Here is an 11,336-nt window from a genome sequence, read left to right on the forward strand (position 1 = left end):
GCGTCAATTCAGAAAATCACTATCAACTTATTCGCCATGCTATCGAACGTTATTGCGGCATTCCGGTTTTGGGCCGCTTGCCGGTCATGGACGATGTTGCCTTGCCATCACGCCATTTGGGGCTGATCCCGGCACAAGAGCGAGGGGGTGCTCTATCCAAACAGCCTGATAACTCGCCGCGCTGGCAACAATTGGCCCAGCAGGTCGAAGCTTTTATCGATCTGGATCGATTGTTGACCCTGACTTCAAGCACCCGACGCCCTGTTGGAACCCCACCCGCGTTACCTTCTCAAGCTTTGGCCGACGGGCTGACATTGGCCTTAGCCGAAGATGAAGCTTTCAATTTTTACTACCCCGATAACCTTGACTTGCTGGAACAAGCTGGCGTGCGCATCCAGCGTTTCAGCCCGCTGCATGACCGCCATCTGCCGGCTTGTCAGATGATTTATCTGGGCGGAGGGTATCCGGAGATCCACAGCCGCGCATTAGCAGAGAATACCGTGATGCATGCGGCGTTACAGCAAGCCCACCGCCAGCAAATCCCGATGTATGCCGAATGTGGTGGCTTGATGTATTTGGGGGATGCTCTGACGGATGAAAGCGGGCAGCGCCATCGGATGGTGGGAGTTTTGGCCGGAGAAAGCCGGATGGGAAAACGCCTGACTCGCTTTGGTTACTGTCAGGCAGAGGCCCGCAGCGACACATTACTAGCCGCGTCTGGCGAAATTCTACGTGGTCATGAGTTCCATTACTCCGATTTTACCAGCCCACTGGCACCCGTTTTTGATAGCAGTAAATGGCGCGATGGCGAAGTTATTCAGCGTTGGCACAGTGGCTATCAAGTGCAACGCACTCAGGCCAGTTATCTGCATATTCACTTTGCTCAGCGCCCCGGATTATTGGATGGCTGGCTGACTGCTGCCCGGAGTGTGCTATGACCCTGAGCGCGTGGTTTGTTGCTTTCCTGTTGGACCATTGGCTCGGCGATCCGCCACGTTGGCCGCATCCGGTGCGCTGGATAGGGAATCTGATCACGCTGTTGCAGAGAGCCATTCGCGCCGTGTGTCATAGCGAACGGGCACTCAAATGGGGCGGTGCGGTGCTGTGGTTGTTGGTGGTGAGCATCACCTGGCTCGTCAGTTGGGGGTTTTTATGGCTGATGACAGAGATTAACCCGTGGCTCGGCTGGTTGGCGCAAGTGTGGATGATTTACACCTTACTGGCCGGGCGTTGCTTGAGTGACGCGGCGTTAGCAGTTTTTGATGCGCTGCAACACGGAACCTTGGCTCAGAGCCGTGAAAAGCTGTCATGGATTGTTGGGCGTGATACTTCGCAATTGGAGAAACCACAAATCACCCGTGCGGTGGTAGAGACCGTGGCCGAAAACAGTGTCGATGGCGTGATTGCTCCACTGTTTTTCTTGATGCTGGGGGGCGCACCGCTGGCAATGGCTTATAAAGCGGTTAATACCCTTGATTCGATGGTGGGATATAAAACGCCGAAATATCGCGCAATTGGCTATGTCTCTGCCCGTATGGATGATGCCGCCAATTGGCTTCCTGCACGCCTCAGTTGGTTGTTACTCAGTATCGCAGCCTGGTTGATTCAGGCCGATTACCGTCAGGCGTTGCGCATTGGTTGGCGTGACCGTTATCAGCACTCCAGCCCGAACTGTGCCTGGTCGGAAGCCACGGTAGCGGGGGCGCTGGGCATCCGCTTGGGAGGCCCGAATGATTACTTTGGTGAGCGGGTAGAGAAGCCGTGGATCGGCGATGAGCGGCGTGAAGTCGCTCTGAGTGATATTCCACGTAGCATCCATTTGATGATGATGGCGTCATTACTGGCCCTTTTATTGTTTGCTCTGACCCATCTGCTGTTGGTCGGTCTTTAATAAGGATAACCCCATGAACTATATAAAAAATCCGCAGGAAATCGAACAAAACAGTTTTGTCATTATTGGCGATATTATCGCCGCTGAGCGGCCGGACTATACCTTCGCCAGTGAGATGCACGAAGCGGTTGTCAAGCGGGTTATCCACACCACAGCAGATTTTGACTGGCTGGATATTCTGTATTTCTCACCGGATGTGCTGGCCCACATTACCGAGGGTATCCGTGCAGGATGCACGTTGTACACCGATACCACCATGGCGATGTCGGGCATTAATAAAACCCTATTAAAGCAGATGGGATGCGAGTGCCGCTGCTATATCAGTGACCCGCGAGTGGTGGAAACTGCGCCCGTGCAGGGCATTACCCGCTCGATGGCCGCGGTGGATGTGGCGCTGGAAGAACCGGGCGAAAAGCTGTTTGTGTTCGGTAATGCGCCGACCGCGTTATTTCGTTTGTTAGAACGGCAAGCCTCTCCGGTGGCGGTCATCGGCGTGCCGGTAGGGTTTGTTGGCGCGGCGGAATCCAAAGATGCGTTGGTGGCAAGCGGTTTACCGAGCATTGCCGCGCTGGGGCGTAAAGGGGGTAGTAACGTGGCAGCAGCCATTATCAACGCCATCCTCTATCAGTTACAAAGGACACAACTACGGGGGGCGCTATGAGCGATGGTCTGGCCAATGAAAGCCCTGTAAATGATGATATTGCGCTGCAAAACCAGCAATTAGACAGCATTTGGCACAACGGCAAGCAATACCGTAAAGGCTATACCACCGGCTCTTGTGCCACGGCAGCGGCTAAAGTCGCGGCGCTGATGGTGTTGCGCCAGCAAGTGATTGATCAAATTTCGATCGTGACCCCTTCCGGCATCACTTTGTGTCTGAATGTTGAGCAGCCGTTGATTGAAGGTCAGCAAGCCACTGCCGCTATCCGCAAAGATGGTGGCGATGACGTCGATGCGACCCACGGCATGCTGATTTTTGCCCGCGTGACCCTCACGGAGCAGACTGAAATCACCCTGCGCGGTGGCGAAGGGGTGGGAACAGTCACCCGCAAAGGCATTGGTCTACCTATCGGCAGTTGCGCCATTAATCGCACACCACGGCAAACCATCGAAGCCGCCGTGCGTGAAGTCATCGGCCCGTTACGCGGTGCCGAAGTCGAAATCTTTGCGCCGGAAGGCGAGGAGCGAGCGAAGAAAACCTACAACGGGCGGCTGGGGATTCTGGGCGGGATTTCCATCATCGGCACCACCGGTATTGTGACGCCGATGTCAGAGGAGAGCTGGAAGCGCTCATTAGCGCTGGAGCTGGAAATGAAGCGGGCAGCCGGTGAGGACCGCGTCATTCTGGTGCCGGGTAATCACGGCGAACGCTTTGTCCGCGACCATTTGGGGCTGGATAGCCAACGGGTGGTCACCATGAGTAATTTTGTCGGCTACATGCTGCAAGAAACTGTACGGCTGGGGTTCCGTCACGTCCTGTTAGTGGGGCATCCCGGTAAATTGGTCAAAGTGGCTGCCGGCATCTTCCACACCCACAGCCATATTGCTGATGGACGTATGGAGACGTTGGTCGCGCATTTGGCCTTAATGGGCGCACCTCATGCGCTATTACTTGAAGTTAATCAATGTGATACCACTGAGGCAGCAATGGAGTTAATTGCCGAGCAGGGTTGGCAGGGCGTCTATTCGCGTATCGCAGAGCGCATCTGTGAGCGCATCGCCGAGATGATGCGTTTCTCCGTTAATCCACCCCAATGTGACGCCATTTTATTCTCTTTTGATAATCAGGTTCTGGGTAGCAACCGGCCACTGGATGAGATTGTGGAGGCGCTACGATGATAACGGTGGTGGGCATTGGCCCCGGTGATACTGACTATCTGACGCCAACGGCGCGACGGGCTATCGAACGCGCCGAAGTTCTGGTTGGCGGTAAGCGCCATCTGGCGACATTGAGCTGCGATAGTAAAGAGTCGCGCTTGTTAGATGCTGATCTATTAGGGCTATTGGAGTGGCTGGATAGCAATAAGGATCGCGCCATCGTGGTGCTGGCCTCGGGAGACCCTTTACTCTATGGCATCGGCAAATTGCTGGCAGCAAACTTCAGTGCCGAGGAGTTACATATCGTTCCCGGCATTAGCGCAATTCAATATCTGTGCGCCAAAGTGGCGTTGGACATGAATGACCTCTTCCTCACCAGCAGCCATGGCCGCGAGCCCGATTTTGACTGGATCTTCCAGCACGACAAAGTGGCGATGGTGACCGATGGCATTATTGGCCCGCGTGCCATTGCGGATGCGCTACAGCAACGTGGCCTCTCTCGCACCTTGATTATCGGCGAAAACCTTTCGCAACCTAACGAACGAATTTATCGCCTGCCAGCAGAGCAAGTGGCGGCGAGTTACGACATGAATGTGGTGGTGATCCTTAATGAAAGATGAGCTGTTCCTGCGCGGACAAAAAGTCCCGATGACCAAAGAAGCGGTGCGAGTGTTAGCGCTGGAGCGACTGAACCTGCCGGGTGCAGCTCACCTGATTGATGTCGGCGCGGGCACCGGCAGTGTGGCATTGGAAGCGGCCTTGCGTTTCCCTCATTTGCGGGTGACCGCCATTGAACGTAACCCGGCAGCCCTTGAGTTGATTCGTGAAAACCGCCAGCGACTAGGGTGCAGCAAGGTAGACATTATGGCCGGAGTGGCTCCTTTACCTTTATCCGATAAAGCCGATGCCATTTTTATTGGTGGCAGTGGCGGTCATCTGACCGACCTTATCGACTGGTCATTGATGATGTTAAATCCCGGTGGCCGCCTGGTATTGACCTTTATTTTGCTCAATAACCTCAATGAAGCCTTAAGCCATTTACAGACCTGCGCCGTGAGTGAGTTGGATTGTGTGCAATTGCAACTCTCCACCCTGACCCCTCTGGGTAGCGGGCACTATTTTAAACCAAATAATCCTACTTATCTTATTTCCTGCCACAAGGAGGCGAGCCATGTCTGAGCATCCTAATGCCGTATCAGCACCTGTTACACACTCACCTGTTACACCAACATGGGATACGCAAAAAGTCTGGTTTGTTGGTGCCGGGCCGGGTGACAAAGAGCTTATCACGCTAAAAGGCTACCGCTTGCTGCAACAGGCACAGGTGGTTATCTATGCTGGATCACTTATCAATACTGAGCTGTTGGAATATTGCTCTGCCGAGGCTGAATGTCACGATAGCGCGGGATTAAATTTGGAACAAATCATCACACTGATGGTGGATGGTGTGCGTGCGGGCAAGCTGGTGGTGCGGTTACAAACCGGTGATCTCTCTTTGTATGGCTCTATTCGTGAACAGGGCGAAGTGCTGAGTGAACACGGCATCGGCTTTGTTTCCGTGCCCGGTGTCAGTGCTTTCTTGGGGGCTGCTGCACAACTGGGAGTGGAATACACCGTGCCGGAAGTGGCGCAAAGCTTGATTATCACCCGTATCGAGGGGCGCACTCCGATGCCGCCACTGGAGCAACTGGAAGCTTTCGCCGCTCACCAAACCTCAATGGCGATTTTCTTGTCGGTACAGGAAATGGACAGAGTTGCCGAGCGCTTAATCGTCGGGGGATATCCCGCGGATACGCCAGTCGCAGTGGTATACAAAGCGACTTGGGCTGAAAGCCGCACAGTACGCGGCACACTGGCGGATATCGCCGATCTGGTTCGCGCGGCAGCCATTCATAAAACTGCACTGATTTTGGTGGGGGCATTCCTCGGTGATGAATACCACTATTCCAAACTCTATGACGCGGGGTTTAGCCATGAATATCGTCAAGCCTGAATCAATCGCGGTATTTTGCCTGACACCCGGCGGTGTGCGGCTGGCGCGGCGCTTGCAAACCCACTTACCGCTGACCTGTTTTACCAGTGACAAGTTACTGGAAGAGGGCTTTTTACCCTTCAACGGCAGTTTTGGCGACACCCTTCGTGAGGCATTTAAACAGTATTCAGCACTGGTGGTGGTCGGGGCGATTGGCCTGACGGTGCGGGTTATTGCGCCGCTGGTAAACGACAAAATGACCGATCCTGCGGTGGTGGTGATTGATGAGCGTGGGCAACACGTCGTCAGTTTGCTGTCGGGGCATGTAGGAGGGGCGAATACCCTAACCCGTTATCTGGCAGGCATATTGGGAGCGGACCCAGTGATAACCACCGCCACCGATGTTAATGAGATGGCGGCGCTGGACACATTGGCGACCCAACTGGACGGCGAAATGCAAGATTTCCGCCACGCGGTCAAAGTGGTCAATCAAATGTTGGTCAGTAACCAGAAAGTCGGGCTGTGGTGGGACACGCCGCTGTTGGCGGAACGTGAGCGCTGCGACACGCGAGGGTTCGTACCGGTTGATTCTCTGGCGCAGTTACCCCCTCTGGACGCATTAGTGTGTATCACGCTGCGCGACACTCTGCCGCTGCCCGCCGATCAACTCGCGGCGTTGCCAGTTTATAAGCTGGTGCCGCGCCGGGTGGTGGCGGGAATTGGTTGCCGCCGTGCCACCTCTCTGCAAACGCTGGTTGAATTACTGCAACAGCAAATGGCCGAAAATCATTTTGACATCATGGCATTGCGAGCGATTGGCAGCGTCACTATCAAAAAAGATGAACCGGCGCTGCATCAATTGGCTAAATGCTGGCGAGTGCCGTTCGAACTGTTCAGCGTCGGCGAGCTGAGCCGCCATGAGCAACGTTTCCCTGCTTCTGATTTTGTCCGCCAAACGGTGGGCGTCGGCAGCGTTTCACAACCGGTCGCCTGGCTGATGAGCGACGGTAAATTGGTTGGCAATACTCTGCGCCAGCAGGGCGTCACCATCACTCTGGGAGTATCGCATTAATGTTAACCGTAATTGGCATTGGGCCAGGCAGTGAATCGATGATGACGCAGGATGCTATCGCCGCTATTCGCGAGGCGGAGATTATCGTCGGTTATAAAACCTATACCCATCTGGTCAAATCCATGACTCAGGATAAGCAGGTGATCAAAACCGGCATGTGTAAAGAGATTGAGCGCTGTCAGGCGGCGATTGACTTGGCACTGGCCGGTCATAACGTGGCGCTTATCAGCAGTGGTGATGCCGGTATTTACGGCATGGCGGGCTTGGTGTTGGAGCTGGTCACACAGCAACAGTTGGAGTTAGAAGTGCGGCTGGTCGCCGGTATCACCGCCAGTATCGCGGCGGCCTCACTGCTCGGCGCACCGCTGATGCATGATTTTTGTCATATCAGCCTGAGTGATTTGATGACGCCGTGGGAAGTGATTGAAAAACGGATTATCGCGGCGGCACAAGCCGATTTTGTTATCTGCTTCTATAACCCGCGCAGCCGTGGCCGCGAAGGGCATTTAGCACGGGCGTTCGAGCTGATGCAGCCGTGGAAGAAAGCCGCAACGCCGGTGGGTGTGGTGAAGGCGGCAGGGCGCAAAAAACAAGAGAAATGGCTAACCACAATAGGTGATATGGATTTTGAACCGGTGGATATGACCAGTTTGGTGATTGTCGGCAATCAGGCCACGTATTGCCGTAACGGGCTGATGATCACCCCTCGGGGCTATTCATTATAAAGAGATATTCCTTATGACGGGCTATTCATTATGACCCACGACCATCCGCCGATTCATATTTTTGGCGGCACCAGTGATGCACGGCTGATTTGCCAATTGCTGGACCGGGCTGGCGAGCACTACAGCCTGTCAGTTGCCACTGATGCCGGTAAACAATTAGCGGGCGATATTGGCGGCGAGGTCGTGGTCGGGCGGATGGATGCCGTGGCAATGGCCGATTTTCTTATCAATCGGCAAGTGCGGTGGGTAATTGATGCTTCTCATCCTTATGCCGATTTGCTCAGTAACAATGTGGTCGCCGCGTGCCAGCAATCCAAAGTGCTACTGACACGTTATCAGCGCCCAAGTGAAATTGAAGTGCTCAATCATCCGCTGCTTTACAAAGTGGAGAGTGCCGCGGCAGCTTGTGCAGTGGCGCAAGGCTTGGGGCCGCGAGTGCTCTTGACCACCGGCAGTAAGCAGTTGGCGGAGTATCAACAGGGATTGGCCGGTAAAACCCTATTAGCGCGGGTGCTGCCAACGGCGGAGGTGCTGAGCCAATGTGAGGCTCTGGGGTTGGGGGTAGACAATATTATCGCGCTGCGCGGGCCATTTAGCGCGCAATTCAATCACGCGCTGTATCAGTTCTGCCAGCCAGATGTGGTCATCACCAAAGAATCCGGCGCACAAGGCGGCTACCAGGAAAAAGTCGCGCCCTGTTTGGCATTGAATATTCCCTGCATTGTGGTGCGCCGCCCGGCCGCCGTGGTGTTGGACAGTCTGGGACAGCAAGTGACTTCATTGGATGAATTTACCCAACATCTGATGCACTGGCAGCAATCTGGCCCACTGGCAAGAACAACGAGGATAATAAAATGAAAAAAGCACTGTTGGTGATCAGTTTCGGTACCAGTTATGAACACACCCGCCAAAAAAATATTGAAGCTTGTGAGCAACAACTGTCGGCGGCTTATCGTGATCGCGATGTGTTCCGCGCCTTTACCTCAGAAATGATCATTCGTAAGCTGCGCAAACGCGATGGTCTGTTGATCAATAACCCGCGAGAAGCACTGAAACAACTGGCTGAACAGGGTTATCAAGATGTCGCTATCCAATCACTGCATGTGATTAATGGCGATGAATACGAAAAAATCGCTAATGAAGTACGCGGTTTTAGCGATTGCTTTCATCATCTGGCATTGGGCACACCACTGTTAAGCAGCTTTGCCGATTACCAACAATTACTGGCGGCCCTGCAAGTACAAATGCCCCCGCTGGCGGCAGATGAGCGGGTGGTCTTTATGGGCCACGGTGCCAGTCACTTCGCCTTTTCTGCGTATGCCTGCCTTGACCATTTAATGACTTCTCTCAATTTTCCTGCTTTGGTGGGTGCGGTGGAAAGTTATCCGGAAATCGGCCACATCATTAACCGCTTACAGCAGCAGGGGGTGCGCAAAGTGCATCTGATGCCATTAATGCTGGTGGCCGGTGATCACGCCATCAATGATATGGCCTCTGATGAGCCGGATTCATGGCGCTCACAACTGGAAGCCGCGGGTATCAGTGCGCAATCATGGCTGCAAGGATTGGGAGAGAACCCATTGATTCGCGAAATGTTTGTGCAGCATTTGGCAAGTGCCTTGCAGCAAAAACAGCAGGAGGCAGCGTAATGAGCGGCAGACTTTATGCATTGGGTGTTGGCCCCGGAGCCAGCGATTTAATCACCGTGCGGGCAGCACGACTGATAGCCAAGTTGGATGTGTTGTATGCACCGGCAGGGCGCAAAGGCGGTGACAGTCTGGCGCTGTCCATTGTGCGCGAATATTTATCGCCCAACACCGAAATCCGCACCTGCCATTTCCCGATGAGCGCCGATGACAGCGAAAAGCAGGCGGTGTGGGATGAGGTAGCACAACAGCTGCAGGTGGAAGTTGCGCAGGGCCATCAGGTGGGCTTTATCACCCTCGGCGACGCCATGTTATTCAGCACGTGGGTATTTTTGCTAGAACGTATTGGTCGGCCAGATTGGTTGGAAATTGTCCCCGGTGTCACTTCCTTTGCCGCCATTGCCTCACGTGCCGCATTGCCCTTGGCGATGGAGCAACAATCGCTGGCGGTTATGTCTTGCACTGCCCCAGAAGCCGAGCTGGAACGCGCTCTGCGCGATCACGACTGCGTAGTGCTGATGAAAGTATATGGCCGCTTTGCACAAATTCAGGCGCTATTGGGCCGGTTAAATTTGTTCCCGCATGCGCTGTTGATGTCGGAAGCTTCATTACCCGGCGAGGTGTGCTGGCGTCAGTTGGATACCCTAGCCGCTGACCAACCATTGCCCTATTTCTCGACCATTTTAGTCAATAAACAGCAACGAGTTAATGGATAACAGGTTAGTTAAATAGATGGTTAATTAATTTTAAATTACTCCCCAAATTAATTGGAGTTGCAGCAAGGCAGCAAACGAACTCATCCCGATGAGCTTACATAAGTAAGTGATTCGGGTGAGCGAGAGCAGCTAACACCGCTGCGGCTTCAAGTAAAAAGGGGGAAAAGGAATACGAAATGGAAAGACAGTTAAAAAAACTTTCGCTTAGCGGCGTTGCGATGGCAATTCTGCTAACGATTGCCCCGAATGATGTTTTTGCCATGCACATCATGGAAGGTTTTTTACCGCCGATGTGGGCGCTGGCCTGGTGGGTACTGTTCCTGCCGTGCTTGTTTATGGGATTGGTACGTTTGAAACAGATTGTCGCTGAAGACAGCAATCAAAAAGTCCTGTTGGCGCTGTGTGGTGCTTTTATTTTCGTGTTATCGGCGTTGAAAATCCCATCGGTGACCGGCAGTTGTTCGCATCCGACGGGGGTCGGGCTGGCGGTTATTCTGTTTGGGCCGGTCGTGGTGGCGGTATTGGGGGCCATTGTGCTGCTGTTCCAGGCGTTATTACTGGCGCACGGTGGCCTGACAACGTTGGGTGCTAACGGCATGTCAATGGCGGTTATTGGGCCAGTAGTGGGCTATCTGGTGTGGAAATTAGCCTGTAAAGCGGGGGTGCGCCGCGATGTAGGGGTATTCCTCTGTGCCATGCTAGCGGATTTAACCACCTATTTTGTCACCTCGGTACAGCTTGGTCTGGCTTTCCCTGACCCGCAATTTGGTGTCAGCGGTTCGATTATCAAGTTTATGGGGGTGTTCTGCATTACCCAGATCCCGATAGCCATCGCTGAAGGCTTGCTGACAGTGATGATTTACGACCAATTAACCAAACGCCAGTTAATCCACGCAGGGACTCACTAACATGAAAAAGACGCTTATTTTACTGGCGATGGTGATCGCTCTGGTCATAATGCCGTTCTTTATTAATCACGGCGGTGAATATGGTGGCTCAGATGGTGAAGCCGAAACTCTGATTCAGGCGACAGCCCCTCATTATCAGCCGTGGTTCACGCCGTTATATGAACCCGCCAGTGGCGAAATTGAAAGTCTGCTGTTTACCCTGCAAGGTTCCATTGGGGCGGCGGTGATTTTTTACATCTTAGGCTATTACCGGGGGAAACGCGGTGAGCATGCTGGGGATTGATAAACTAAGTTATCAAAGCCGCTGGCGACAGGCTGATCCAATGGGAAAATTGGTGCTATATGCCGTTTTCCTATTGGCCGCCATGCTTAGCCCGCCGATGTATCAGGCGCTGCTATTGGTGTTTATCGCCGCCCTGACCTGTTATCTGTTGCGGGTGGGGCCACGCCGTTACTTACGTTGGCTGGCAATACCGCTCTCTTTCCTATTGGTGGGGTTGGTCACGATTGTGATATCACTCTCGCGCCAACCGGAGAACCTGTGGTGGGGGATGCAGATAGGGCATTGGTGGCTGGGGCTTGATAAAG

The 11,336-nt window shown here is 53.7% G+C and carries 15 protein-coding genes; all 15 read left to right on the forward strand.

Going from position 1 to position 11,336, the window contains the following annotated elements; translation table 11 throughout:
• A partial coding sequence (locus tag ACNSO8_RS06110; protein WP_418394117.1) for a cobyrinate a,c-diamide synthase occupies positions 1 to 938 on the forward strand: 938 nt, incomplete at its 5' end.
• Positions 935 to 1,891 (forward strand): adenosylcobinamide-phosphate synthase CbiB, encoded by a 957-nt coding sequence (gene cbiB / locus ACNSO8_RS06115; protein ID WP_418394118.1) that lies wholly within the window; start codon positions 935 to 937, stop codon positions 1,889 to 1,891. The genes ACNSO8_RS06110 and cbiB, both read left to right, overlap by 4 nt.
• A gap of 13 nt (positions 1,892 to 1,904) precedes the next feature.
• Entirely contained in the window at positions 1,905 to 2,552 is a 648-nt protein-coding gene (locus tag ACNSO8_RS06120; RefSeq protein ID WP_418394119.1) for a cobalt-precorrin-8 methylmutase, read from the forward strand.
• Complete coding sequence (gene cbiD, locus ACNSO8_RS06125) at positions 2,549 to 3,730, forward strand: cobalt-precorrin-5B (C(1))-methyltransferase CbiD (RefSeq protein WP_418394120.1); 1,182 nt, start codon at positions 2,549 to 2,551, stop codon at positions 3,728 to 3,730. Before ACNSO8_RS06120 ends, cbiD begins: the two co-directional genes overlap by 4 nt.
• Entirely contained in the window at positions 3,727 to 4,329 is a 603-nt protein-coding gene (locus tag ACNSO8_RS06130) for a cobalt-precorrin-7 (C(5))-methyltransferase (RefSeq protein WP_418394121.1), read from the forward strand. The genes cbiD and ACNSO8_RS06130 overlap by 4 nt, the downstream gene beginning before the upstream one ends.
• Positions 4,319 to 4,888, forward strand: a complete 570-nt coding sequence (locus ACNSO8_RS06135) for a decarboxylating cobalt-precorrin-6B (C(15))-methyltransferase (RefSeq protein ID WP_418394122.1) — start codon at positions 4,319 to 4,321, stop codon at positions 4,886 to 4,888. Before ACNSO8_RS06130 ends, ACNSO8_RS06135 begins: the two co-directional genes overlap by 11 nt.
• Positions 4,881 to 5,702 carry a cobalt-precorrin-4 methyltransferase gene (locus ACNSO8_RS06140; RefSeq protein WP_418394123.1) on the forward strand — a complete coding sequence of 274 codons (822 nt, stop codon included), beginning with the start codon at positions 4,881 to 4,883 and terminating at the stop codon, positions 5,700 to 5,702. The genes ACNSO8_RS06135 and ACNSO8_RS06140 overlap by 8 nt, the downstream gene beginning before the upstream one ends.
• Positions 5,683 to 6,753: a cobalt-precorrin 5A hydrolase gene (gene cbiG / locus ACNSO8_RS06145; RefSeq protein WP_418394124.1), complete on the forward strand. Its 1,071-nt coding sequence runs from the start codon at positions 5,683 to 5,685 to the stop codon at positions 6,751 to 6,753. Before ACNSO8_RS06140 ends, cbiG begins: the two co-directional genes overlap by 20 nt.
• Complete coding sequence (locus ACNSO8_RS06150) at positions 6,753 to 7,478, forward strand: precorrin-3B C(17)-methyltransferase (RefSeq protein WP_418394125.1); 726 nt, start codon at positions 6,753 to 6,755, stop codon at positions 7,476 to 7,478. Before cbiG ends, ACNSO8_RS06150 begins: the two co-directional genes overlap by 1 nt.
• A 30-nt stretch (positions 7,479 to 7,508) precedes the next feature.
• Entirely contained in the window at positions 7,509 to 8,336 is an 828-nt protein-coding gene (locus tag ACNSO8_RS06155; protein ID WP_418394126.1) for a cobalt-precorrin-6A reductase, read from the forward strand.
• Positions 8,333 to 9,127, forward strand: coding sequence for a sirohydrochlorin cobaltochelatase (cbiK, locus tag ACNSO8_RS06160; RefSeq protein ID WP_418394127.1), 795 nt, complete (start codon positions 8,333 to 8,335; stop codon positions 9,125 to 9,127). Before ACNSO8_RS06155 ends, cbiK begins: the two co-directional genes overlap by 4 nt.
• Positions 9,127 to 9,840, forward strand: coding sequence for a cobalt-factor II C(20)-methyltransferase (locus ACNSO8_RS06165; protein WP_418394128.1), 714 nt, complete (start codon positions 9,127 to 9,129; stop codon positions 9,838 to 9,840). The genes cbiK and ACNSO8_RS06165 overlap by 1 nt, the downstream gene beginning before the upstream one ends.
• 176 nt (positions 9,841 to 10,016) lie before the next feature.
• Complete coding sequence (gene cbiM, locus ACNSO8_RS06170; protein WP_418394129.1) at positions 10,017 to 10,748, forward strand: cobalt ECF transporter S component CbiM; 732 nt, start codon at positions 10,017 to 10,019, stop codon at positions 10,746 to 10,748.
• A 1-nt stretch (position 10,749) separates the two neighbouring features.
• The gene (locus ACNSO8_RS06175; RefSeq protein WP_418394130.1) at positions 10,750 to 11,031 is read left to right on the forward strand and encodes an energy-coupling factor ABC transporter substrate-binding protein; all 282 of its coding nucleotides are present in this window, start codon (positions 10,750 to 10,752) and stop codon (positions 11,029 to 11,031) included.
• On the forward strand, positions 11,018 to 11,336 hold a 319-nt coding region (locus ACNSO8_RS06180), incomplete at its 3' end, for a CbiQ family ECF transporter T component (protein WP_418394107.1). The genes ACNSO8_RS06175 and ACNSO8_RS06180, both read left to right, overlap by 14 nt.

It is taken from the genome of Yersinia sp. LJYL362, from assembly GCF_048323875.1.

Excerpts from the sequence above, each read along its gene's own strand:
- cbiB (WP_418394118.1), top strand. The coding sequence starts at position 935 with ATGACCCTGAGCGCGTGGTTTGTTGCTTTCCTGTTGGACCATTGGCTC.
- ACNSO8_RS06120 (WP_418394119.1), top strand. The coding sequence starts at position 1,905 with ATGAACTATATAAAAAATCCGCAGGAAATCGAACAAAACAGTTTTGTC.
- cbiD (WP_418394120.1), top strand. The coding sequence starts at position 2,549 with ATGAGCGATGGTCTGGCCAATGAAAGCCCTGTAAATGATGATATTGCG.
- ACNSO8_RS06130 (WP_418394121.1), top strand. The coding sequence starts at position 3,727 with ATGATAACGGTGGTGGGCATTGGCCCCGGTGATACTGACTATCTGACG.
- ACNSO8_RS06135 (WP_418394122.1), top strand. The coding sequence starts at position 4,319 with ATGAAAGATGAGCTGTTCCTGCGCGGACAAAAAGTCCCGATGACCAAA.
- ACNSO8_RS06140 (WP_418394123.1), top strand. The coding sequence starts at position 4,881 with ATGTCTGAGCATCCTAATGCCGTATCAGCACCTGTTACACACTCACCT.
- cbiG (WP_418394124.1), top strand. The coding sequence starts at position 5,683 with ATGAATATCGTCAAGCCTGAATCAATCGCGGTATTTTGCCTGACACCC.
- ACNSO8_RS06150 (WP_418394125.1), top strand. The coding sequence starts at position 6,753 with ATGTTAACCGTAATTGGCATTGGGCCAGGCAGTGAATCGATGATGACG.
- ACNSO8_RS06155 (WP_418394126.1), top strand. The coding sequence starts at position 7,509 with ATGACCCACGACCATCCGCCGATTCATATTTTTGGCGGCACCAGTGAT.
- cbiK (WP_418394127.1), top strand. The coding sequence starts at position 8,333 with ATGAAAAAAGCACTGTTGGTGATCAGTTTCGGTACCAGTTATGAACAC.
- ACNSO8_RS06165 (WP_418394128.1), top strand. The coding sequence starts at position 9,127 with ATGAGCGGCAGACTTTATGCATTGGGTGTTGGCCCCGGAGCCAGCGAT.
- cbiM (WP_418394129.1), top strand. The coding sequence starts at position 10,017 with ATGGAAAGACAGTTAAAAAAACTTTCGCTTAGCGGCGTTGCGATGGCA.
- ACNSO8_RS06175 (WP_418394130.1), top strand. The coding sequence starts at position 10,750 with ATGAAAAAGACGCTTATTTTACTGGCGATGGTGATCGCTCTGGTCATA.